The organism is Amycolatopsis dongchuanensis, from assembly GCF_039542405.1.
Classification (GTDB): domain Bacteria; phylum Actinomycetota; class Actinomycetes; order Mycobacteriales; family Pseudonocardiaceae; genus Amycolatopsis_E; species Amycolatopsis_E sacchari.
Genome location: NZ_BAABIB010000081.1, coordinates 39,759 through 62,568 on the forward strand (window position 1 = coordinate 39,759; position 22,810 = coordinate 62,568).

23 protein-coding genes are annotated in these 22,810 nt (G+C 71.8%); 16 read left to right on the plus strand and 7 right to left on the minus strand.

The window, feature by feature from the left end:
- Window positions 1–339 precede the first annotated feature (339 nt).
- The 5 genes from ABFX51_RS22345 (at window position 340) to ABFX51_RS22365 (ending at window position 5,997) form a co-directional block, all read left to right on the plus strand.
- Window positions 340–966 (plus strand): PadR family transcriptional regulator, encoded by a 627-nt coding sequence (locus ABFX51_RS22345; RefSeq protein WP_091515093.1) that lies wholly within the window; start codon window positions 340–342, stop codon window positions 964–966.
- A complete protein-coding gene (locus ABFX51_RS22350) occupies window positions 959–2,404 on the plus strand; it encodes a DHA2 family efflux MFS transporter permease subunit (RefSeq protein ID WP_091515095.1) in 1,446 nt (481 codons plus the stop codon). Before ABFX51_RS22345 ends, ABFX51_RS22350 begins: the two co-directional genes overlap by 8 nt.
- 22 nt (window positions 2,405–2,426) lie before the next feature.
- Window positions 2,427–3,044 (plus strand): Maf family protein, encoded by a 618-nt coding sequence (locus ABFX51_RS22355; RefSeq protein WP_091515096.1) that lies wholly within the window; start codon window positions 2,427–2,429, stop codon window positions 3,042–3,044.
- An 82-nt stretch (window positions 3,045–3,126) separates the two neighbouring features.
- Entirely contained in the window at window positions 3,127–4,455 is a 1,329-nt protein-coding gene (locus ABFX51_RS22360) for a dicarboxylate/amino acid:cation symporter (protein ID WP_091515099.1), read from the plus strand.
- Window positions 4,456–4,536: 81 nt separating this feature from the next.
- On the plus strand, window positions 4,537–5,997 hold the full coding sequence (locus tag ABFX51_RS22365) for a class I adenylate-forming enzyme family protein (protein ID WP_346054809.1): 1,461 nt from the start codon (window positions 4,537–4,539) through the stop codon (window positions 5,995–5,997).
- 2 nt (window positions 5,998–5,999) lie between these two features.
- On the opposite strand, the gene ABFX51_RS22370 is transcribed toward ABFX51_RS22365, so the two are convergent.
- The gene (locus tag ABFX51_RS22370; RefSeq protein WP_245783369.1) at window positions 6,000–6,626 is read right to left on the minus strand and encodes a hypothetical protein; all 627 of its coding nucleotides are present in this window, start codon (window positions 6,624–6,626) and stop codon (window positions 6,000–6,002) included.
- A gap of 188 nt (window positions 6,627–6,814) precedes the next feature.
- Between ABFX51_RS22370 and ABFX51_RS22375 the strand changes: the two genes are divergently transcribed.
- The 8 genes from ABFX51_RS22375 to ABFX51_RS22410 all read left to right on the plus strand — a co-directional run bounded on the left by ABFX51_RS22375 (window position 6,815) and on the right by ABFX51_RS22410 (window position 13,245).
- Window positions 6,815–8,608, plus strand: coding sequence for an acetyl/propionyl/methylcrotonyl-CoA carboxylase subunit alpha (locus ABFX51_RS22375; RefSeq protein WP_091515106.1), 1,794 nt, complete (start codon window positions 6,815–6,817; stop codon window positions 8,606–8,608).
- Window positions 8,609–8,637: 29 nt separating this feature from the next.
- Complete coding sequence (locus ABFX51_RS22380) at window positions 8,638–9,087, plus strand: DUF1707 SHOCT-like domain-containing protein (protein WP_091515107.1); 450 nt, start codon at window positions 8,638–8,640, stop codon at window positions 9,085–9,087.
- Window positions 9,088–9,157: 70 nt separating this feature from the next.
- Window positions 9,158–9,517 (plus strand): DUF1707 SHOCT-like domain-containing protein, encoded by a 360-nt coding sequence (locus ABFX51_RS22385; RefSeq protein ID WP_091515158.1) that lies wholly within the window; start codon window positions 9,158–9,160, stop codon window positions 9,515–9,517.
- A gap of 3 nt (window positions 9,518–9,520) precedes the next feature.
- Window positions 9,521–10,063 (plus strand): GNAT family N-acetyltransferase, encoded by a 543-nt coding sequence (locus ABFX51_RS22390; protein WP_346054810.1) that lies wholly within the window; start codon window positions 9,521–9,523, stop codon window positions 10,061–10,063.
- Window positions 10,033–11,280, plus strand: a complete 1,248-nt coding sequence (locus ABFX51_RS22395) for a hypothetical protein (RefSeq protein ID WP_346054811.1) — start codon at window positions 10,033–10,035, stop codon at window positions 11,278–11,280. The genes ABFX51_RS22390 and ABFX51_RS22395 overlap by 31 nt, the downstream gene beginning before the upstream one ends.
- Window positions 11,277–12,185: a hypothetical protein gene (locus tag ABFX51_RS22400; RefSeq protein ID WP_346054812.1), complete on the plus strand. Its 909-nt coding sequence runs from the start codon at window positions 11,277–11,279 to the stop codon at window positions 12,183–12,185. The genes ABFX51_RS22395 and ABFX51_RS22400 overlap by 4 nt, the downstream gene beginning before the upstream one ends.
- The gene (locus ABFX51_RS22405) at window positions 12,182–12,523 is read left to right on the plus strand and encodes a hypothetical protein (RefSeq protein WP_091515116.1); all 342 of its coding nucleotides are present in this window, start codon (window positions 12,182–12,184) and stop codon (window positions 12,521–12,523) included. The genes ABFX51_RS22400 and ABFX51_RS22405 overlap by 4 nt, the downstream gene beginning before the upstream one ends.
- Window positions 12,524–12,618: 95 nt before the next feature.
- Window positions 12,619–13,245, plus strand: coding sequence for an AMP-binding protein (locus ABFX51_RS22410; protein ID WP_346054814.1), 627 nt, complete (start codon window positions 12,619–12,621; stop codon window positions 13,243–13,245).
- Window positions 13,246–13,812: 567 nt separating this feature from the next.
- Here the strand turns inward: ABFX51_RS22410 and glpD are convergent.
- Window positions 13,813–15,522 (minus strand): glycerol-3-phosphate dehydrogenase, encoded by a 1,710-nt coding sequence (gene glpD, locus ABFX51_RS22415; RefSeq protein ID WP_091515118.1) that lies wholly within the window; start codon window positions 15,520–15,522, stop codon window positions 13,813–13,815.
- A gap of 236 nt (window positions 15,523–15,758) precedes the next feature.
- Here glpD and ABFX51_RS22420 point away from each other — a divergent pair, with 236 nt between their 5' ends.
- Window positions 15,759–16,508: an MIP/aquaporin family protein gene (locus ABFX51_RS22420; RefSeq protein ID WP_091515121.1), complete on the plus strand. Its 750-nt coding sequence runs from the start codon at window positions 15,759–15,761 to the stop codon at window positions 16,506–16,508.
- 12 nt (window positions 16,509–16,520) lie between these two features.
- Window positions 16,521–18,026: a glycerol kinase GlpK gene (glpK, locus tag ABFX51_RS22425; protein ID WP_091515123.1), complete on the plus strand. Its 1,506-nt coding sequence runs from the start codon at window positions 16,521–16,523 to the stop codon at window positions 18,024–18,026.
- 91 nt (window positions 18,027–18,117) lie between these two features.
- On the opposite strand, the gene ABFX51_RS22430 is transcribed toward glpK, so the two are convergent.
- The 3 genes from ABFX51_RS22430 to ABFX51_RS22440 form a co-directional block, all read right to left on the minus strand.
- Window positions 18,118–18,408: a VOC family protein gene (locus ABFX51_RS22430; protein ID WP_245783370.1), complete on the minus strand. Its 291-nt coding sequence runs from the start codon at window positions 18,406–18,408 to the stop codon at window positions 18,118–18,120.
- Window positions 18,405–18,575 carry a hypothetical protein gene (locus ABFX51_RS22435; RefSeq protein ID WP_346054816.1) on the minus strand — a complete coding sequence of 57 codons (171 nt, stop codon included), beginning with the start codon at window positions 18,573–18,575 and terminating at the stop codon, window positions 18,405–18,407. The genes ABFX51_RS22430 and ABFX51_RS22435 overlap by 4 nt, the downstream gene beginning before the upstream one ends.
- 254 nt (window positions 18,576–18,829) lie before the next feature.
- Window positions 18,830–20,233, minus strand: coding sequence for an NAD(P)H-quinone dehydrogenase (locus ABFX51_RS22440; RefSeq protein WP_346054817.1), 1,404 nt, complete (start codon window positions 20,231–20,233; stop codon window positions 18,830–18,832).
- A 260-nt stretch (window positions 20,234–20,493) separates the two neighbouring features.
- On the opposite strand from ABFX51_RS22440, the gene ABFX51_RS22445 reads away from it, so the two are divergent.
- On the plus strand, window positions 20,494–20,946 hold the full coding sequence (locus ABFX51_RS22445) for a gamma-glutamylcyclotransferase (protein WP_218153585.1): 453 nt from the start codon (window positions 20,494–20,496) through the stop codon (window positions 20,944–20,946).
- 60 nt (window positions 20,947–21,006) lie between these two features.
- On the opposite strand, the gene ABFX51_RS22450 is transcribed toward ABFX51_RS22445, so the two are convergent.
- Both ABFX51_RS22450 and ABFX51_RS22455 read right to left on the minus strand, forming a co-directional pair.
- Window positions 21,007–22,302, minus strand: a complete 1,296-nt coding sequence (locus ABFX51_RS22450) for an amidohydrolase (protein ID WP_346054818.1) — start codon at window positions 22,300–22,302, stop codon at window positions 21,007–21,009.
- Between the two features lie 180 nt (window positions 22,303–22,482).
- Window positions 22,483–22,788, minus strand: coding sequence for a hypothetical protein (locus tag ABFX51_RS22455; RefSeq protein ID WP_346054819.1), 306 nt, complete (start codon window positions 22,786–22,788; stop codon window positions 22,483–22,485).
- Window positions 22,789–22,810 lie beyond the last annotated feature (22 nt).

Genomic DNA, 22,810 nt, shown 5'->3' on the forward strand with positions numbered 1-22,810 from the left:
AGGGGCGGGAGTCGCTCCGACCGAGGCGACTGGCCGGGCAGCCGCGGCACCGCAGACCCGAGGGGCGGGAGTCGCTCCGACCGAGGCGGCTGGCCGGGGCGGCCGCGGCACCGCAGACGCGAGGGCCGGGAACGCCTCCCGCCGAGGCGGCTGACCGAAGGGCGCCGCTGCGGAGACACACCACCACCACCCCCTCCACCAGCTAAAACCCCCACCCCCGCGTCCACGGCACTCCTGTGCTCCCGCTCACCCTCGACAGCACAACACTCCCCGCCGTATAGTCCACGTGGAATATACGGTAGGGACTCATCGGGAAGGACTGATCAAGACTTGGCCTCGATGAAGCAGGCGCTGACGCCCCTGGGCATGGCGATCCTCGAGCTGCTGCACGAACAGCCGATGCACCCGTACGAGATGACGCAGCTGATGAAGCGCCGCCGGGTGGATCTGCGGGTCAAGCTGCGCCCGGGCTCGCTGTACCACACCGTCGAGCGCCTGGAGAAGCAAGGCTTCATCGAGGTCGTCGACACCCAGCGCCAGGGCCGCCGCCCCGAACGCACCGTCTACGCGATGACCGAGACCGGCCGGGACACCTTCGCCGAGCAGGCGCGCGACATGCTCGCCACGATCGCCGAGGAGTACCCCCAGTACCCGGTCGCCCTGTCGGCCCTGTCCGAGCTCAACCCGCAGGACGCCATCGACCACCTCAAGCTGCGCGTCATGCACCTCAAGGGCCACGTCGCCTCCGACGAGGCGGTCGTCGAGCAGCTGCTCGAGAAGAACCTGCCGCGCCTGTACTGGATCGATCACGCGTACGCCCACCACCAGCGCAAGTCCGAACTGGACTGGACCGAGCGGCTGATCGCCGACCTCGAGTCCGGCCGCATCCTGTGGCCCACCGAGGACAAACCGTCCGAACTCCCCCATCTCTCCATTGTGGACGACAAGGAAAGAAGAAATGCCTAGAACAAACCCGTGGGCGGCACTGTCCGCACTGTGCATCGGGTTCTTCATGATCCTGCTGGACACCACCATCGTGTCCATCGCGATCCCCGCGATGGTGCGCGAACTGCACACCTCGCTCAACTCCGTCGTCTGGGTGCTCAGCGTCTACCTGCTCACCTACGCCGTGCCGATGCTGTTCACCAGCAGGCTCGGCGACCGCTTCGGCCCCAAGCGGATCTTCCTCGCGGGCCTGGCCGTGTTCACGCTCGCGTCGCTGTGGTGCGGCCTGTCCGGTACGGTCGAGATGCTCATCGCCGCCCGCGCGGTCCAGGGCCTCGGCGCCGCGCTGATGACGCCGCAGACCCTGGCGTTCATCACGCACCTGTTCCCGCCCGCCAAGCGCGGCCCCGCGATGGGGCTCTGGGGCGGCGTCGCGGGCCTCGCGACCATCGCGGGACCGCTCCTCGGCGGCCTGCTCGTCGACAGCCTCGGCTGGGAGTGGATCTTCTTCGTCAACGTCCCGATCGGCGTCGTCGCCATCGTGCTCACCGCGGTGCTGGTGCCGGACTGGCAGCCGAAGCACTCGCACTCGTTCGACGTCCTGGGCATCCTGCTCTCCGCCGCCGGCCTGTGCTGCCTGGTCTTCGGCATCCAGAACGGCCAGCAGTACTCGTGGGGCCGCGTCTTCGGCCCGGTGAACATCCCGGAGATCATCGCCGCCGGGGTGCTGCTGCTCGTCGCGTTCGTGATCTGGCAGCGGCTCAACACGCGCGAACCGCTGCTGCCGCTGGCCGTGTTCCGCAACTGGAACTTCTCCACCGGCACCCTCACCGCGGTCGCGATCGGCTTCGCCATGACCGGGATGTTCGTGCCGCTGGTCGTGTACCTGCAGGACGTGCTGCTCATGTCGCCGACCAGCGCCGGCCTGCTCACCGCGCCGATGTCGTTGCTGTCGGGGATCATCGCGCCGTTCGTCGGCAGGCTGTCCGACCGCGTCAACGCGAAGTACCTCGTGCTGGTCGGTTTCCTCGCGCTCGCCGCGGGCCTGGTCGGCGTGACGCTGCAGGCCAGGGCGGACACCGGCCCGTGGTCGCTGGTCCCGGTGCTGCTGCTGTGCGGCGTCGGCACCGGCTGCGTGTTCGCGCCGATGAGCAACGTGACGATGAGCTCGGTGGACCGCAGGCTCGCCGGTGCCGCCTCGGGCATCTTCAACACCGCCCGGCAGGTCGGCGGCGTCCTCGGCAGCGCCGCGATCGGCGTGCTGCTGCAGGCCCGCATCACGACGGCGATGGCGGCCCACCCCGCCAACCCGGCGGAGGCGCTGACCACCGCCGCCCGCGAAACGCTGCTCCTGCCCGCCGCGGTTCTCGTGCTGGGCGCGCTCACGGCACTCGTGATGCGCCGGGTCTCGCACGCCACCCCGGCACGGTCGCCGGAACCGGTGGGCAACCGCGGCTGACGCCGTTGGCTACATTCGGCCCATGCGCTTCGTGCTGGCCTCCGCCTCCCCCGCCCGTCTCGCCGTCCTCCGCGCGGCCGGGATCGAACCGAGCGTCGTGGTGTCCGGCGTCGACGAGGACGCCGTCGCGGCCGGGCTGACCGATCCGAGCCCCGCCGAGCTGGTCACCGCGCTCGCGGTGGCGAAGGCGGAGGCCGTCGCGCGCACCCTCGGGCCCGAGGACGCCGTGGTCGTCGGCTGCGACTCGATGCTGTCGCTCGACGGCGAGATGCTCGGCAAGCCCGGCACGGCGGAGGTCGCGCGGAAGCGGTGGACCCAGCTCGCGGGCAACCGGGGCGACCTGCTCACCGGGCACGCGGTGCTCCGGTTGTCCGGCGGCGGGATCACGGCTCGCGCCACGGGTAGCCAGACCACCGGAGTCCGCTTCGCCGACCCGTCGCCCGAGGAGATCGAGGCGTACGTCGCGACGGGCGAGCCGCTCAACGTCGCCGGCGCGTTCACCCTCGACGGGCTCGGCGGCTGGTTCGTCGAGGGCATCGAGGGCGACCCGTCGAGCGTGATCGGGATCAGCCTGCCGCTCACGCGCCGGCTGCTCGCGCAGGTCGGGCTCACCGTCGCCGACCTGTGGTCTCTCACATAGTGGAACGCGGAAGCTCCGGGCGGAAGCGGACGTTCACCCTTCTCGGTACGAACGTGCAACTTTCCGTCCCCGGAGTGAACCCGTGTCCCTGTTACGGACCTATCGACAGCCCAAGGTCTTCGGCCTGGTCGTGGTCGTCGCCCTCGTCGCCGGTGCCCTGCTGGGTGTACTGGCCCGGCAGGCCGACCTCGACTGGCTGAGCACCACCCTCGACACCATCGGCTCGATCTTCGCGGACCTCCTGCAGGTCACCGTCCTGCCGCTGGTGTTCACCGCGATCGTGCTCGGCATCGCGAGCCTCCGCGGGCTCGGCGGCGCCCGCACCGCGGCGCGCCTCGGCGGCAAGACCGTGCTGTGGTTCGCCACGACGTCGCTCATCGCCGTGCTCATCGGCATCGCCGTCGGCCGAGTCGTCGACCCCGGCAAGGGGGTGTCGCTGCAGCCCGACAAGGCGACCGTCGACAAGCTCGCCTCGCGCGACCACGGCTCGTGGCTCGACATCATCGAGAACCTGGTGCCCAGCAACCTGTTCTCCGCCTTCGCCGACGGCAAGATCCTGCAGGTCGTGGTGATCTCACTGGCCGTGGGCATGGCCGCGTACACCCTGGGCGACCGCGCCGAGCCGTTCGTGCGGTTCAACCGCGTGGTGTTCGACCTCGTGCAGAAGGTGCTGGGCTGGATCATCCGGCTCGCCCCGCTCGGTGTGCTGGGCCTGATCGGCCACGCGTTCGCCACCTACGGCAACCAGTTCGTGCGGCCGCTGCTGTCGCTCATCGTCGCCGTGTACGTGGGCACGCTGCTCGTGCTGTTCGTCGTGTACCCGCTGCTGCTGCGGTTCGTCGGCAGGGTGAGCCCGGTGCTGTTCTTCCGCAAGGCGTGGACGGCGCTGCAGTTCGCGTTCGTGTCCCGCTCCTCCGGCGCGACGCTGCCGCTGAGCCGCCAGACCGCGGTGAACCTGGGTGTGGACCCCGGCTACGCGAGTTTCGCGGTGCCGCTGGGCACGACGACGAAGATGGACGGCTGCGCGGCGGTGTACCCCGCGGTCGCGACGATCTTCATCGCGAACCTGTTCGGTATCCACCTCGGCATCGGGGACTACGTGCTGATCGTGGTCGTCGCGGTGTTCGGGGCGATCGCCACCGCCGGCGTCACCGGCTGGTTCACGATGCTCACGCTGACGCTGAGCACGCTGGACCTGCCGCCCGCGGTGATCGCCACCGGGATCGCCGTGATCTACGGCATCGACCCGATCCTCGACATGATGCGCACCGCGACGAACGTGGCTGGCCAGATCGCCATCCCGACGTGGATCGCGCGCACCGAGGGCCTGCTCGACGACGAGGTGCTCCACTCGCACACCGCTCCCCCGCTGCTCGAGCCGGAGCCGGCGCGGGAGCCCGTCCGGGCGTAGCGGTGAAAGAACTGCCGACTTCCGGGCAGTTCAGGTGAATTCCACACCGGTGCCCGCCGGGTTCGCGGCAAGCTGGCGGGCATGCTTGACAACGTGGCACAGCGCTTGGCGGAACACACCCGCGAAAACGGTTGGCACGAACGCGTCGCGTTCGTCGCCGACCGTCGCGAGTGGACGTTCGCGGAGGTCTTCGACGGCGCGGCGCGGGTCGCGAACGGTTACCGGGCCGCGGGACTGCGGCCCGGTGACCGGGTGCTGCTCGCGCTGCCGGACAGCGTGGAACTGGTCTGGTGCCTGCTGGGCGCCTGGCAGGCGGGTGTCGTCGCGGTACCCGTGAACGTCCAGATGAGCCGCGAGGACCTGGAGCGGGACGCGGCGACCGCCGAGCCCGCGCTGGCCGTGGTCGACCCGGAGACCGCGGGCTGGCTCGACACCGCCGGACTGGTCCGGACCACTCGGGCCGAGCACCTGTCCGCGGCGGAACCCGCCACGGACTTCGCCGCCGGCGGGGACGCCCCGGCGCTGGCCCTGTTCACCTCGGGCACCACGGGCACCCCGAAGTTGTGCTTCTTCCTGCACCGCGACATCGGCAAGCCGCGCGGCACGGAAGGCGTCGGCCTGGTCGGGTTTTCGGTGTCCCGGATGTACTTCTTCGGTGGCCTGAGCGCCTCGACGCTCGCCACGCTCGAAACCGGGCTGACCTCCGTGCTGTCCCGCCCGCGGGCGACTCCGACGGCGGCGATCGAACTCATGCGCACCCACGGGGTCACGAGGTTCTTCGGGCAGCCGAGCTTCTTCGCGCGGTTGCTGCTCGAACCGGACCACGCCGAGGTGCTCGGCGCGCTGCGGGTCGCGATCTGCGCCGGGGAGGCGCTTTCGCAACGCCTGCGCGAACAACTGGTGCCGATCCTCGGCGCGCGGCTGGTCAACGGCTACGGCGCCACGGAGATCGGCGGGGTCGCCATCGGCAGGCCGGCCGACTACGACACCCCCTCGGCCGTCGGGCCGCCGTTCCAGGGCCGTGCGGTGCGGATCGTCGACGCCGACGGGCAGGTGCTGCCCACCGGGGAACGGGGTGAGCTGCACGTCCGCGTCCCCTTCGCCACCCGCGGCGTCGCCCGCGGCAGCCTCGGGCCCGATCAGGTCTTCGACACGTGGTGGCCGACCGGCGACCTGGGCTCGCTCGACGAGGACGGCGTCGTGCACGTCCACGGCAGGCTCGACGACGTCGAGGTGATCGGCGGGCAGAACGTGGTGCCCGGCGAGGTCGAACGGCTGCTGGAAAGCCATCCGGGTGTCCTCGAAGCGGCGGTCAGCGCCGTCCGGCGCGAAACCGGGTACACCACGCTGCGGGCCTACGTCGTGCCCGCTCCCGACGTCGAGCCGGACGCGCTCGGCACGGAGCTGGTCGACCTCGCGAAGGCCCGCCTGTCCTGGTACAAGGTCCCCGACGACATCGTGTGGCTGGACGCCCTGCCCCGCAACGGGAACGGCAAGGTGCTGCGACGTCACCTGCGCGCCGAGGGCAACCAGTTCGTCTGACGTCACGAGCACGTGCGCAGATCCGAGGCGACGACCCTGACCTGGGGCCAGCCCCGGATCTGCGCCGGGTAGCTGTACCGCTTCGTGCAGCCGACGACGCCGCCGTCGAGCGCGTAGACCTCCGCGAGCGCCGGGGACGACCGCACCACCACGACCTCCGGCGCGTCCGTGCCGGTGACGTCGCTCAGCAGGAGCACGCCCGCGTCGGAGAAGTACGGCTTCGCCACCGGGTGCCAGTCCCCGTCGCGCTGGACCACCAGTTCCCCGACGCGGCCGCCGTTCAGCGGCGCCTCGACGAGGCACGCCGAGACCGACGCCACCGCGCACGACAGCGAGTCCCCGCGCAGCCGCGCGCCCAGCTGCGTGATGCTGGTCTGTACCACCTGGCCGCCGGCCTGCAGCCGGCCGTTGTCGCCCTGCGCGTCGGCGAGCAGCTCCACCTGCGTGGCGCCGACGGAAGCGGTGGCGACCACCTGGCACGGCGCGTCCCCGCACTCGTGGTCCGCGGCCTGCGGCGTCGCCGGCGCCCCCGCGTCCACCCGCGTCACGTCGTCCTGGCCCCGCAGCACCGCCACCCCGCCCAGTGCCCCCAGCGTCACGAGCGCGGCCAGCACGGCGGTGAACAACACGGACCGAGGAACCCGCCTCGCGCCCACGTGCTCACCCCTTCTCCCCGCCTGTTCCTGCCAGGGTAAGCGTGAGCCGCCTCTCACCGCACGGCGGAACCCGGCCCGTAAACTGCGGGAAGGCCCACGGAAGCGCTGCTGAGAAGGTGTTTTCCGGGGCGGGAGGCGGAACTCTTCATCGGAGGTTGGGCGTGCCCGAGCAGGCCAGCGGCGGACCGGTCACCAAGATCCTTGTCGCCAACCGGGGGGAGATCGCGGTTCGCGTGATCAGAGCGGCCAGGGACGCGGGCCTGTCGAGCGTCGCCGTGTACGCGGATCCGGACCGGGACGCCCCGCACGTGCGGCTCGCCGACGAGGCGTTCGCGCTCGGCGGGACGACGGCGGCGGAAAGCTACCTCGTCATCGACAAGCTCATCGACGTCGCGAAGCGCTCCGGCGCCGACTCGGTGCACCCCGGCTACGGCTTCCTGTCCGAGAACGCCGACTTCGCGCAGGCGGTCATCGACGCGGGCTTGACCTGGATCGGCCCGAGCCCGCAGGCGATCCGCGACCTGGGCGACAAGGTGACCGCGCGCCACATCGCGATGAAGGCGGGAGCGCCGCTGGTGCCCGGCACGAAGGAGCCGGTCAAGGACGCGAGCGAGATCGTCGCGTTCGCGGAGGAGCACGGCCTGCCGGTCGCGATCAAGGCGGCGTTCGGCGGCGGTGGCCGCGGGCTGAAGGTCGCGCGCACGCTGGAGGAGATCCCCGAGCTGTTCGAGTCCGCGACCCGTGAGGCCGTCGCGGCGTTCGGCAGGGGCGAGTGCTTCGTCGAGCGCTACCTGGACAAGCCGCGCCACGTCGAGGCCCAGGTGCTCGCCGACAAGCACGGCAACGCGATCGTCGTCGGCACCCGTGACTGCTCGCTGCAGCGCCGGCACCAGAAGCTCGTCGAGGAGGCGCCCGCGCCGTTCCTCACCGACGAGCAGCGCGCCACGATCCACAGCTCCGCCAAGGCGATCTGCAAGGAGGCGGGCTACTCGGGCGCGGGCACCGTCGAGTACCTCGTCGGCACCGACGGCACGATCTCGTTCCTGGAGGTCAACACCCGCCTGCAGGTCGAGCACCCGGTGTCGGAGGAGACCGCGGGCCTGGACCTGGTGCGGGAGATGTTCCGCATCGCCCGCGGCGAGGAGCTGCGCATCAAGGAGGACCCGGAGCCGCGCGGTCACTCGATCGAGTTCCGCATCAACGGCGAGGACGCGGGCCGCAACTTCCTGCCCGCTCCCGGCACGGTGACCAAGCTGGTGTTCCCCGAGGGTCCCGGCGTGCGCGTCGACTCGGGTGTCACGACCGGCAGCGTCGTCGGCGGCCAGTTCGACTCGATGCTCGCGAAGCTCATCGTCACGGGTACGGACCGCGAGAACGCGCTGGAGCGCAGCCGCCGTGCGCTCGACGAGCTGGTCGTCGAGGGCCTCGCGACGGTCGTGCCGTTCCACCGCGCGGTCGTGCGCGACCCGGCGTTCGTCGGCGACGGCGAGTCGTTCAGCGTGCACACCCGCTGGATCGAGACCGAGTTCGACAACCGGATCGAGCCGTTCACCGCGCCCGGTGAGGCCGGTGAGGAGGCCGAGCCGCGGCAGACCGTCGTGGTCGAGGTCGGCGGCAAGCGGCTGGAGGTCTCGCTGCCCGGCGACCTGGCGCTCGGCGGAGGCGGCGCGGGCGGTGGTGCGGCGGCGAAGGCGGCCAAGCCGCGCAAGCGCGGTGGCGGCGCGAAGACCGCGGTCAGCGGGGACGCCGTGACGGCGCCCATGCAGGGCACCATCGTCAAGGTCGCCGTCGAGGAGGGCCAGCGGGTCGAGGCCGGTGAGCTGGTCGTGGTGCTGGAGGCGATGAAGATGGAGAACCCGGTGACCGCGCACAAGGCGGGCACCGTGACCGGGTTGTCCGTCGAGGTCGGTTCAGCCGTCACGCAGGGCGCCGTCCTGCTCGAAATCAAGGACTGAGCGGGCCGCCCGGGCATACCATCGGTGTCGTGAACGAGGTCCCCTCGCCGGAACTGCGCATCGGCGACACGGAACGGGAGTCCGCGCTGTCCGCGCTCGGCGAGCACCTGAGCGCGGGCAGGCTCGACGTCGACGAGTACGGCGAGCGGTCCGCGCACATCACCGCCGCCCGCACCAGGGGCGAGCTCGCGGACGTCTTCAGCGACCTGCCCGCGCCGCACCCGGTGTTCGGCACGCCCGCGCACAAGGCCGTCGAGGCGAAGCCGCCCGGTCCGGTCGCGTACACCGATCGTCCGCTGAGCCAGCGCGTCGCGGGCGCGATCATGCCGCTGCTGTTCGTCGGGGCGATCGTCGTGGGGATCACCACGGACATCTGGTGGTTCATCGCGCTGCCGTTCGTGTTCGGCGCGGTCGCGCAGGGCATCTGGGGCAAGGACTGGGACAAGGACCGCACCCGCCGCCGCGGCTCGCGGTCCTAGGGCCGGCCACTTCCCCACCACCACCCTCAACGGAGGCGCTTCGCGCCGCTACATTTGATGTGTGGCCGACATGCGGCTCAGCGACGCTGAGCGCAACGAAGCGATCGAGGCGCTGTCCGAGCACGTCCGGACGGGCAGGCTCGACATCGACGAGTACGGGACCCGCTCGGCGCGGGTCACCGCGGCCCGCACGCGCAGCGAGCTGGCCGCGTTGTTCGACGACCTGCCCGAGCCGCACCCGAGCGCGCTGAAGCGGCCGTCGCCCGCGCCGCGGCCCGCGCAGCCGCCCGCCCGCAGGTTCGGGATGGGTGCGGTGCCGATCGCGGCGGTGGTCGCCGTGTTGTTGTTCCTCACCGTGGCCCGCGGGGTGTGGTTCGTCTTCCTGCTGCCCCTCGTGGTCGCGCTGATCTTCGGAGCGAGGTCCCGGTAGCCGATGGAACCGGTGGAGATCAACGCGGGCGAGTACTACCTGCGCCACCTGCGCGCGGACGACCTGCTCGACGACCGCCCCGCCCTGGTGGAGGCGTTCGCCGATCCCGAGCACTCGCGTTACATCGTCACCTACCAGGTGCGGAACCTCGCGGAGGCCGACCGGTACGTGACGCAGCGCGCCGCGGAGTGGTTCAGCGAGGAACGCTGCTCGTGGGCGATCGCGGAGCCGACGACGGGTGCGCTGCTCGGCGAGGTGGGCCTCAAGGACCTCGACCTGACGGGCGGCACGGCCGAGATCGCGCTGTGGATCCACCCGGACCGGCGTGGCCGGGGCATCAGCGTGCCCGCGGTCAACGCCGCGGTGCGCTTCGGGTTCGGCGCGCTGGACCTGCGCGTGGTGCGGTACCGGCACCACCCGGACAACACCACGTCCGAGGCGGTGGCCAAGCGGTGCGGTTTCGAGCGCGTCGGGGTCAGCGAGGACCCGAACCAGCCGGGACAACCGCTGGTGACGTGGATCCAGCCGGCGCCCTCGTCCGTCTGATCACCGTGCTGCTGAACGCTCCCCCGGTCGAACCCCCGAAGCTGGACGTGCCCGCCGCCATCCGCGGGCTGGAGGTGGAGCGGATCCACCGGGCGCCCGGCGCCGTCGCCTGGTTCGACGAGCAGGCGGTGAGCGCCGCGCTGGCGCCGGACATGAAGGTGCTGGTCACACCGTTCCAGGGCGGTAACTACCCCGGCTCCGACCAGCACTACACCGAGGTCGACCGGCCGCTGCGCGAATGGGCGGACCGGACGGGCACCACCCTGATCGAGGTCGAGGGCCTGTCGGTCAGCGCCACCAGCGGCGGCGGTTTCGGCCCGAGCGACCTGCCGGAGCTGCGCCAGCTCACGTCACATTACGACGTCACCGGCGCCGTGCTCGGCATGATCAACTACGCGAAGACGGGGGCGAAGTCGGTGCCCTCCCCGCCCGCGGACCCGGTGGTGCCGCCGTCCGCCGAGCAGGTGGCGGCGCTGACGGCGAGGCTGCGGGAGAACCCCGTCTACGTCGCCCCGGGCCGCACGGATCCGATCGACGTGCCCGTGGGGTTGCTCGCGGAGAAGACCGGCATCCGCGCCAGGGTCGTGGCCTTCCCCGCGCTCGGGCCGGACGAGCCACTCGTGGACTACGCGCCCGCGCTGGCGGAGGAGTTCCCCGGCGAAACCGTGTTCGTCAGCTACGGGGCGTGGCTCGACGTCGCGGGCCCTGACCAGCAGATCCTGGAATCCGCGCGTGACTACGCCTACGGCCGCTACGAGTACGCGACGTTCGCCCGCGGGGTGAACCTCGCCGACCGGATCGGCACGGTCGCCACCCGCGTGGCGGACCTGGTGCACCGCAACCCCTTCGCCCGCCCCGCGCCACCCGCTTTCGACCTCCGGCACCGCATCGCGAACGTCGCGCCGTGGGTGCTGCTCGGGTCCGCGGTGCTGCTGGGCGGCGGCGCGTTGCTGGCCTGGTCCCGCCACCGGGTGCTCGCCCGGCAGGCCGAGGAAGCCGCGCTGCGCAAGGAAACCGCGTTGACCGCGGCGGAACTCGCCGAGCTCGACGCCGGTCTCCTCGCCGTGCCGGACGGGCCGTCCGAGCGGCTGGCCGCCGCGGCGGAGCGGCAGAGCACCGCGCGGGAGCTGTTCGAGCGGGCGGGCAGCGCGGAGGCGATGCGGGAAGTGCGGGAGATCGCCGCGCAGGGCCGGAAGCTGCTGGCGGGTGCCCGGTGAAGCGCGTGCCCCGCTGGCTGGTGCTCGGTGTCGCGGCCGGGCTCGCGGCGTTCGCGGCGCTCTACGGTCCGTGGGCGCAGCCTAGCGCCCAGGTCCGGTCCATTGTGGAGGCTCTGCGCACGAGCTCGGTGTACGAGCAGCCCGGCGCGCCGGGGGTGGTGGACGCCCGGCGCGCCCGGCAGGTGATCGGGGACCGGGCGATCCTGCTCGTCCTCCTCGACCGCAGTCCACTGTCCACTTCGGGCGATTCGAAGGACCCGCGGATGAACCTGTGCCACCAGCTGTCCGAGGAGATCCCGGACGACTACATCTGGGTCTACGCGCAGGGCGACGACGGCGAGTACAAGGGCAACAACTGCGTCGGCGACGGGTTCCCGGCCCCGAATACGGGCACCAAGGACGACTTCGACCTGACGCTGAACATCGGCGCCGAGCTGTCCGCCCAGTACCGCGCGACCGACACCGACCGCACGCCCGAGCTCGAGGAGTTCGTCCTCGCCTACGACGCGGCGACGTCGAAGGCGCACGGCGAGATCCCGACGCGGCCGGCGGTGCCCGACCGGCTCGCGGGCAGGCAGCTGGTCCTCGCGTGCGCGGGCCTCGTCGTCGGGTCGGTGCTGCTGTTCTTCCTGCTGCGGGCGGCCGGGCTCGCGTGGCGCCGCCGCCGCGCGGGTGTCGCGGCCCGTCGTCAGCGGCGGCTCGCGCTGGACGCGCGGTTGTCGCGCCTGGCCGACTCGGTGCTGCACCCCGCGCCCGCGGCGGACCAGGCGGAGGCCGAGCGCCAGGCCGAGGCCGCCCGGCGGTACGTGCTGTCGCTGGACCTGCTGACGAACGCGGAGTCGGCGGAGGAGCTGGCCGCCGCGGAAGCCGAAATCACCGGGCTGGAGGAGGTTGGCGGCCGATGACGTGGGTAGTACTCGCCGCGGTCGTCGTGCTCGCCCTCGGTGCGCTGGTGCCGGTGCTGCTGGGCCGGGCGCGGCGGACCGGAAGCGCCGACGAGGAGATCACCGCCCGTGCCCGCTACTCGCAGCTCGGCCACCACGTCGAGCACCCGGTCGCCACCGACGACGCGGAGGCGGCAGCCCTGCTGCGCCGCGGCCGGGAACGGTGGCACGCCACCGGGGCCGCGCTGGCGGAGGCCCGTTCGCCGCAGGAGTTCGCACTCGCCGCGCGGATCGCGGCGGAAGGACTGGACCACGTGGCGGCCGCGTACGCGCGGATGGGCAGGCCGGCGCCGTTTTGATCACGCTGTGCTGGCTGACACAATTACTTTCACATTTTCGGCACCTGTGGTGATCTGGATTCGGAAACCTTGCTTCAGCGCCGAACGGGGGACACGTGGGCGACTCCAGTCTGTTCCTGACCCGCATCCTCGACGTGCTTTGCGAGGGCGGCGAGAAAATCGCCTTCGCCCACCGCAGCCGGTCGATGAGCTACCGGGAGACCTTTGACACATTGCGACGGTTGCATACGACGCTGAAGAACGAGGGCATCGCCCCGGGGGAAACAGTGGCGATAACCGGCGGAAACATGCCGGAAACAATTCTCCTGCAAATCGCGGCGCAACTGCGTGGCGCCAGGGTGCTGCACCGCGAGGACCTCGCCTGCGAGGCGGACGGCGTCGAGGCCGACCACGTCCTGTCGTCCGACCCGGACTGCCCACTGCTGGTGGCCGGCCGCGGCACGAAGGCCGCCGAGGAGGACATCGTGATGCCGCGCCGGGTGGAGACGCTGTTCCCGGTGGACGGCGGGAAGCTCGTGTCGTGCAGCGAGGAGTACGAGGAGATGGCCCGCACGGTCGAGCCGCACCCCGACGGCCCGCAGCGCGTGCTGCTCATCGCGCCCATGTCGCACCCGATCGGCAACCGGATCACGGTGAAGGCCCTGCTGGCGGGCGACACCGTCGTCCTGCACGAACGCGCCCCGGAGACGGTGCCGACCGCCGCGAGCACCCCGCAGGGCTGAGCTGGATGTCGCGGAGGCCCAGGCCGGGATGGCCTGGGCCTCTTTCGCGTCCGGGGTGGGTGGCCTCCGCGATCCACAGCCGGGCCGGGCCGTCGCACCTGGCCAGGCGCGCGGCGCCCGGCGCTCGTGGGCTGGGCGCCCGCCGCCGCACAGCACGAAGGCCCGACCCCAGGTGGCCTGGGCCTCCGCCGCGTTCGCGGTGAGTAGCCTCCGCGACCCACAGCCGAGCCGGCCCGTCGCAGCCCGGCAGCCGAGGCCGGGCGCGCCTCCGGCCCACCTCAGGCCAGGCCGGGACAGCCCCAGCCACCGCCGACTCCGCCAAGGCTCCGGCCAGGTCGGAACCGCCTCGGCCACCGCCGACTCCGGCCCGCGTCCGCGGCTGCTGCCGCATCCGGCCCGGGTCAAGCGGGCTTTCGCCAGCCTCAGGCCGCCTCCGGCCTCCGACCGACGTCCGCGAGGGCACCGCCCCGGCGCCTCGGCCGCTCCGGCCGCGCCCGCCACCCCCGGCGCCTCCGTCACCCCCGCCGCTCCGGCCCCGGCCCCGGCCTCCGGCCCCGGCCGGGAGACCTACCCCACCGGCTCCGACAACCGCGCCCGGGCCTCCGGCGCCGAGGCGCGGCGGGCGTCCGCGGCCTCGTCGCTCGGCTGGGTCTGCGAGTCCCGCTCCGCGGCGACGCGCGCGGTGTACACCTCGACCTCGTGCCGCACCGTCTCGTCCGACCAGCCCAGCACCTGCCCCACCAGCATCGCGACCTGCGCGGCGCAGTCCACGCCCCGGTGCGGGTACTCGATCGAGATCCGGGTGCGGCGGGCCAGCACGTCCTCCAGGTGCAGGGCACCCTCGTGGCTGGCCGCGTACACCGCCTCGACCGCGAGGTAGTCCGGCGCGTGCTCGATGGGCCGCAGCAGCTCCGGCTTGCCCTCGGCCTGCGCCAGCACCTCGTGCACCAGCGAGCCGTACCGGTCGAGCAGGTGCCGCACGCGGTACGGGTGCAGCCCGTGCTGCGCCGCCAGATGATCGGCCTGGTTGACCAGCGCGTGGTACCCGTCGGCCCCCAGCAGCGGCACCTTGTCGGTGATGGACGACTGCGCCCGCCCCGGCAGGTCGACCGCCGCGGCGTCCACGGCGTCGGCCGCCATCACGCGGTACGTCGTGTACTTCCCGCCCGCGATCGCGACCAGCCCGGGCGCCACGCGCGCCACCGCGTGCTCGCGGGAGAGCTTCGACGTCTCCTCGCTCTCCCCCGCCAGCAGCGGCCGCAGCCCCGCGTACACGCCCTCGATGTCGTCGTGCGTCAGCGGGGTCGCGAGCACCGCGTTGACGTGTTCGAGGATGTAGTCGACGTCGTGCTTGGTGGCCGCCGGGTGCGCCAGGTCGAGGTTCCAGTCGGTGTCCGTCGTGCCGACGATCCAGTGGTTGCGCCACGGGATCACGAACAGCACCGACTTCTCGGTCCGCAGGATCAGCCCGCTCTCCGACACGATCCGGTCACGCGGCACGACGATGTGCACGCCCTTGCTCGCGCGCACCCGGAACCGGCCGCGGCTGCCGGACAGCCGCTGCAGCTCGTCGGTCCACACGCCGGTGCTGTTGATCACCACGTTGGCGTGGACCTCGGTCTCGCGCCCGTCCTCGACGTCACGCACCCGCACGCCGGACACCCGGTCGGCCTCGCGGAGGAACCCCACCACCTGCGTGGAGGTCCGGACCACCGCGCCGTAGTGCGCGGCGGTGCGGGCGACGGTCATCGTGTGGCGGGCGTCGTCGGCCTGCGCGTCGTAGTACCGGATGCCGCCGATCAGCGCGTTGCGCTTGAGCGCGGGCACCATGCGCAGCGCGCCCGCGCGCGTCAGGTGCTTCTGCCCCGGCACGGACCGGGCGCCGCCCATGGTGTCGTACAGGAACAGGCCGGCCGCGGTGTACGGGCGCTCCCACACGCGGTGCGTCAGCGGGTACAGGAAGCTCACCGGCTTCACCAGGTGCGGCGCGATCGTCGTGAGCATCAGCTCGCGCTCGCGCAAGGCCTCCCTGACCAGACCGAACTCCAGCTGTTCGAGGTAACGCAGCCCGCCGTGGAACAGCTTGCTGGACCGGCTCGACGTGCCCGACGCCAGGTCCCGCGCCTCCACCAGCGCCACCCGCAGCCCCCGCGTCGCCGCGTCGAGCGCGGTGCCCGCACCGACGACGCCCCCGCCGATCACGACGAGGTCGAACGTCTCCTCCGACAGCCGCCGCCAGGAATCCTCGCGTGCGGCCGGTCCCAGCGCCTCAGTCACTCGGCTTCCCTCCTCGCGGGTGTGCTGCCGGTTCCAGGATGTCACGGACACGCCGTGCGGACCGGGTACGCACGGGTGTTCCCCGACACCCGATCGGTCCCCCGCCGGCCGCACGGTGCCGGAAGTCCCTGGAATTGCCCGGTACCGCGAAGTAGCGTGGCGGTGATCGAATCGGCAACGGCGCCGGGGCTCACCACCGCCGATTCGCAGCGAAGCGGTTCTCCGGAAGGGGCGGGATGAGTCTGCTCGGAATCTTCGTCTGGGAGCTGATCGGCACCGCGGTGCTGATCCTGCTCGGCAACGGTGTGGTGGCCAACGTCGTGCTCCGCAAGAACAACGGGCACCAGGCCGGCACCCTGTTCATCACGTTCGGCTGGGCCTTCGGTGTGTTCACGGGCGCCAGCCTCGCCTCGCCCAGCGGGGCGCACCTCAACCCGGCCGTCACGCTGGGGCTGGCCATCGCGGGCAAGACGCCGTGGTCGGACGTGCCGGTGTACGTCGCGGGCCAGATGGTCGGCGCGTTCCTCGGCGCGGTCCTGTGCTGGGCCACCTACAAACTGCAGTTCGACGACCACCCCGAGCCGGAGAACACGCTCGGGATCTTCTCCACCGCCCCGCAGATCCGGCGCAAGCCGTGGAACCTGGTCACCGAGATCATCGGCACCTTCGTCCTCGTCGCGTGGATCCTGCTGAGCCCGACCGCGAAGGTCGCGGCGGGCGGCACGCCCGAGTTCGGCAACTCGGCGCTCGGCTACGCGGGCGTGTCGTTCGTCGTGCTGGTCATCGGCATCTCGCTCGGCGGCCCGACCGGGTACGCCATCAACCCGGCGCGTGACCTGGGGCCGCGCATCGCCTACGCGTTCGTGCTGCCGATCCGCGGCAAGCGGGACGGGGACTGGGGCTACTCGTGGGTCCCGGTCGTCGGGCCGCTCGCCGGCGGCGCTCTCGCCGCACTGCTGTACCTGGCCGTCCACAACCTCACCTGATTGGAAGAGCTGATGACCTCCTACGTCGCCGCCATCGACCAGGGCACGACCTCGACGCGAGCGATGATCTTCGACCACTCCGGCCGGGTCGTCGCCTCCGACCAGCGGGAGCACGAGCAGATCTTCCCGCAGGCCGGGTGGGTGGAGCACAACGCCGAGGAGATCTGGGAGAACACGCGTGCCGTCACGGCGGGCGCGCTCGCGAAGGCCGACCTGCGTGCGGGCGACATCGCCGCGGTCGGCATCACCAACCAGCGCGAGACGGCGCTGGTGTGGGACCGCAGGACCGGCAAACCCGTCTACAACGCGATCGTGTGGCAGGACACGCGGACCGACAAGATCGTCGACGAGCTGGGCGCGCTCGGCGGCGGGCAGGAGCGGTACCGCGACAAGACGGGGTTGCCGCTGGCCACGTACTTCTCCGGGCCGAAGGTGAAGTGGATCCTCGACAACGTCGAAGGCGCGCGGGACCGCGCCGAGGCGGGGGACCTGCTGTTCGGCAACATGGACACCTGGGTCGTGTGGAACATGACCGGCGGCCCGGACGGCGGGGTGCACATCACCGACCCGACGAACGCCTCCCGCACCCTGCTGATGGACCTGGACACGTTGTCGTGGGACGAAAGCCACGCCGCGGACATGGGCATCCCGCTGTCGATGCTGCCGGAGATCCGGTCCTCGTCGGAGGAGTACGGCCGGGTGCGGGAACGCGGCGTGCTGTCGGGGGTGCCGATCGCGGGCATCCTGGGCGACCAGCAGGCGGCGACGTTCGGGCAGGCGTGCCTGTCCCCCGGTGAAGCCAAGAACACCTACGGCACGGGCAACTTCGTGTTGCTCAACACCGGCACCGAGAAGGTCATGTCGCAGAACGGCCTGCTCACGACGGTCTGCTACAAGATCGGCTCGAAGGACACGGTGTACGCGCTGGAGGGTTCCATCGCCGTCACCGGTTCGCTGGTGCAGTGGCTGCGGGACAACCTGGGCATGATCACCACGGCGGCCGAGATCGAGGAGCACGCGCGCACGGTGCCCGACAACGGCGGCGCGTACTTCGTGCCCGCGTTCTCCGGCCTGTTCGCGCCTTACTGGCGGTCCGACGCCCGCGGCGCCATCGTCGGCCTGACGCGGTACGTGAACAAGGGGCACCTCGCGCGGGCGGTGCTGGAAGCCACGGCTTTCCAGTCGCGCGAGGTGATCGAGGCGATGAACGCCGATTCCGGCGTGCCGCTGAAGTCGCTGAAGGTGGACGGCGGGATGGTCGTGAACGAGCTGCTGATGCAGTTCCAGGCGGACATCCTCGGCGTGCCGGTGATCCGCCCCGTCGTCAACGAGACCACGGCGCTCGGGGCCGCGTACGCCGCGGGCCTGGCCGTGGGGTTCTGGGAGGGCGAGGACGACATCCGCAACAACTGGGCGCAGGACAAGGAGTGGACGCCGTCGATGGACGAGTCCACGCGCGAAACCCAGTACCACAACTGGAAGAAGGCCGTGACGAAGACCTTCGACTGGGTGGAGTGACGTTTTCCCCCGGCGGGGCGGGGTGTCCGCCCCGCCGGGTGTCCACTGTGGAGGCTCAGTCCACCGTGGACGGAAAGTTGCCGAGATCATCTCAACCCTGTACCGAGATGACGGTGAACGGCATCCCCTGGTGGTCCGTCAGCTGGGCCGAGCGACCGTACGGCGGGTTCTGAGCCGCGCGCACCACGGCTGCGCCCAGCTCGACGGCCACCGCCTCGTCGGTGTCCGCGACCCCGAAGTACGTGCCCCAGTACGCGGGCACCTCCTGCGGCACATCGGCGGAAAGCTGCCCGATCCCGCCCACGACACGCCCGCCCACCTTGAGCGTGGCGCACGGGAAACCGCTGCGCAGCGGATCGTACGTGTAACCGAAAACCTTCACCTAGAAGGCTTTCGCGCCTTGACGTGCCGCGCCCGTCGGATCGACCGCCATCGCCAGCCGCCCGGCTGGGCCGACGTAACCCGGCTCCAGCACGAGGTGACGGCGGCCTCGGTGATCTTCGCGGCCGTCGTGTCGGCGTTCTCGACCGCGAGGTACGTCGTCCACACCGGCGGCACCTGCTTCCACGCCCGGTGGTCCCGGCCCGACCGCGGCGGCACCTCTGCCCTCGCGCAGCGTGATCAGGTAACCCCGTACTCCGCGCCCTGGTCGGCGAACTCCCACCCGAACAGCGGCCCGTAGAACTCGGCGGCGCGCTGGGGATCGGACACCATCACGTCGACCCAGCAGGGCGTGCCCCCGGGCCAGGCGGTGTCTCGAACGGCGGCCGCCACAGCATGGCACCGACCACCGACAAAAAAGCTCAGTCCAGGTCGTCGTGGCGCATGAGCTGGCGGCCGGCCTCCGTGATGGAGCCCGACAGCGACGGGTACACCGAGAACGTCAGCGCGAGGTGTTCGACCGTCAGCTGGTTCTGCACCGCCAGCGCGATCGGCAGGATCAGCTCGCTCGCCGACGGCGCGACCACCACCCCGCCGACGACGACACCCGTGGCGGGGCGGCAGAACAGCTTCACGAAACCGTGCCGCAGGCCCTCCATCTTCGCCCGCGCGTTGGTCGCGAGCGGCAGCATGATCGTGCGCGCCGGCACCTCGCCGGAGTCGATCGCCTGCTGCGAGATGCCCACCGTCGCGATCTCGGGGTGTGTGAACACGTTGGCGGCCACGGTCTTCAGCTTGATCGGCGCCACGCCCTCGCCGAGCGCGTGCCACATCGCGATGCGCCCCTGCATGCTGGCGACCGACGCGAGCATCAGCACGCCGGTGCAGTCACCGGCCGCGTACACGCCGGGCACGCTCGTCCGCGAAACCCGGTCCACGGTGATGTACCCGCCGGGCCCCGGCTCGATGCCGACCCGCTCCAGCCCGATGTCCTTCGTGTTCGGCACGGAGCCGACCGTCATCAGCGCGTGGCTGGCCTCGATGACGCGGCCGTCGGTCAGGTGCACGGCGACGCCCTTTTCGGTGCGCTCCACCCGGTCCGCCCGCGCGTGCTTCGCGACGGCGGTGCCCCGCTGGGAGAACACCTCCTCCAGCACGGCCGCGGCGTCCGCGTCCTCGTGCGGCAGGACGCGGTCGCGGCTGGACACGACCGTGACCTTGACACCCATCTCGGTGTACGCGGAGGCGAACTCGGCGCCGGTGACCCCGGACCCGATGACGGCGAGGTGCTTGGGCAGCTCCCGCAGGTCGTACAGCTGGCGCCAGTCGAGGATGCGCTCGCCGTCGGGCACCGCACCGGGCAGCACGCGCGGGGTCGCGCCGGTGGCGATGAGCACCACGTCGGCGTCCAGCACCTCCGGTTCACCGGATCGTGGCGTGACCGCGACCTTGTGCTGCGCCAGGCCGGGCTCCTCGTCGGCGAACCGCGCCTCGCCGATGATCACGCGCACGCCCTCGCGCTGGACGCGGGCGCGGATGTCGGCGGACTGGGCGAGCGCGAGGCCCTTGACGCGACCGTGCACCGTGCGCAGGTCGATGCGGGTGTCGGCGAGGTCGGTGGCGATCCCCAGCTCGCCGAGGCCGTGCAGCGAGGCACGGGCACCCGAAGAGGCGATGAACGTCTTGGACGGGACGCAGTCGTAGAGCACGCACGCGCCGCCGAGCCCGTCCCGTTCGACGACCGTGACGTTCGCGCCGTGCTGGGCGGCCACCAGCGCCGCCTCGTAGCCGGCCGGGCCGCCGCCCATGATCACGATCCTGGTCACGTCAGTTCCTCCTAGTCGCACGCTCGTGTCCACCTTAGGAGGCCAGACCCGGAGTACGTCCGGTCGGGTGAGCACCCAGCAGCTACGGCCAGCCTCTTTCCCACCACCGCCCTCAAGCGAAACGCTCCGCGTTGCGGTTACGGCCAGCCTCTTCCCCACCGCCACCCTCAAGCGAAACGCTCCGCGTTGCGGTTACGGCCAGCCTCTTCCCCACCGCCACCCTCAAGCGAAACGCTCCGCGTTGCAGTTACTCTCTAGCCGTGCCGTTGTATGCCGCTTACGGGTCCAACATGGAACCCGCCCAGATGATGGAGCGTGCGCCGCATTCGCCGATGGCGGGTACCGGCTGGCTGGAGGGCTGGCGACTCACCTTCGGCGGCGAGGACATCGGCTGGGAGGGCGCGCTCGCCACGATCGTCGAGGACCCGTCCTCCCGCGTGTTCGTCGTGCTCTACGACGTCACCCCGCTCGACGAGGACCGGCTCGACCGCTGGGAAGGCGGGGAGCTGGGCCTGCACAACAAGATCCGCCTGCGCGTGCAGACGATGGAGGGCTCGGCGCTGGCCTGGCTGTACGTGCTCGACGCCTACGAGGGCGGCTTGCCCTCCGCGCGCTACCTGGGGGTTCTCGCGGACGCGGCCGAGGCGGCGGGAGCGCCCGCGGACTACGTCGACGACCTGCGCACCAGGCCCTGCCGCGGCATCGCGACCTGACGACGACACACGCAAAAGGGCCCGCCGGAAGCTTCCGGCGGGCCCTTTTCCGTCGAAACCTCAGGCCAGCGCGGCGAGTGCCGTGTGGACCATGCAGCGGACGCCGACGGCCAGCGCCCGCTCGTCCAGCTCGAACGTCGGGCGGTGCAGGTCACGCATCTCACCCTCGCCGCTCCACACGCCGAGGCGGAAGAACGCGCCCGGGATGTGCTGCAGGTACCAGGCGAAGTCCTCGCCACCGGACGACTGTTCGGTGCCCGTCAGCGCCTGCTCACCGAGCGCCGCCGTGACACCGGCCCGCAGCAGCGCGGTGCTTTCCTGGTCGCAGACCAGCGGCGGAACGCCCCGCCGGTAGTCCAGCTCGAAGCCCACACCGGTGGGCGCGAGCAGTGATTCGACCGACGACGCGACGAGCGGTTCGAGCGCCTTCCACACGTCGTATTCGGCCGTGCGCAGCGTGCCGCGCAGCGCGCCGTCCTGCGGCACGGCGTTGGCCGCCTGCCCGGCGTGCACCGCGCCCCACACCAGCACGGTGCCGGAGCGCGGGTCGACCCGGCGGGACAGCAGCGACGGCAGCGACGTGATGACCACGCCGAGCGCGTGCACCAGGTCGGCGGTCAGGTGCGGGCGCGAGGTGTGCCCGCCGGGCGAGGTCAGCCGCAGCTCGATGAGGTCCGCGGCCGAGGTCACCGCCCCGACCCGCGACCCGACCTGGCCGACCTGCAGGCGCGGGTCGCAGTGCAGCCCGAAGATGCGGTCGACGCCCTCCAGCCCGCCCGCCTCGATCACGTCGAGCGCGCCGCCCGGCATGACCTCCTCCGCGTGCTGGAAGATCAGCCGCACCCGGCCGGGCAGCTCGGGCGCGGAGGCGAGCGCGAGCGCGGCGCCGAGCAGGATCGACGTGTGGGCGTCGTGCCCGCACGCGTGCGCCGCTCCCTCCACAGTGGACGCGTACGGCAACCCGGTCGCCTCGGTGAGCGGCAGCGCGTCGATGTCCGCCCGCAGTGCCACGCAGGCGGGGCCGCTGCCGACGTCGCAGAGCACGCCGGTGCCGCCGGGCAGCACCCGCGGCTCGAGCCCCGCCGACCGCAGGACCGCGCAGATGAGTTCCGTCGTCGCGTACTCGTGGCGGGAGAGTTCCGGGTTGGCGTGGATGTGGCGGCGCCACGCGACGACGTCCGCGCCACCTCGCTTCAGCCAGTCGTCCAGCCAGTACGGCCCTCTGCCCGCGCCGAGGTCGGTCACAGGTGCCATGCTGACGCCGTCCGCGGTGAGCAGCGCGTCAGATGCCCCGAAAGAGGCCGCGCGCGCGTCGCGGTCGCCGGGGATCTCCCGCCGTGAGTCCAGCACGGTCACACCGAACCTCCAAATGCAAAAAGCGTGTAACCCATTTGACGCAATATTGCACGATGCAGGCGGCAACAAACCTGTCCTGTCCGGGTGGCCGGGACGGCCGGTAGTGGATCTGCGTTGAACGGCAGCGGGAACTTCGGCCCGGCGGTACCCCCTGGTACCGGTTCACAGACCTTTCGCCTGCTAGGAGGACTTTTCCCGGCGCTTCTTCCGGATGCTGCGGCCCCACACCACGATCACCAGCAGGACGGCCGCGAGCACGCCGACGATGATTTTGTTCTTGGTCTTCTGCTGGTTGGCCCGCTCGTTCTGGGCCGGGTCGATGACCGGGCCGGGCGCGGGGGTCTGCGCGGCGAGCGGTCCCGCGGCGGCGGGCAACGGCACGACCGGTGCGGCGACCGCGGCGGGTGCGGTGACGACGGCCGGGGCGGTGAACGACAGCAGCAGCCCCAGCATGAGCGCGGCGAGCCCGGCCCGCACCTTCGTCATCGTCCTCACCCTCTCCTCGACG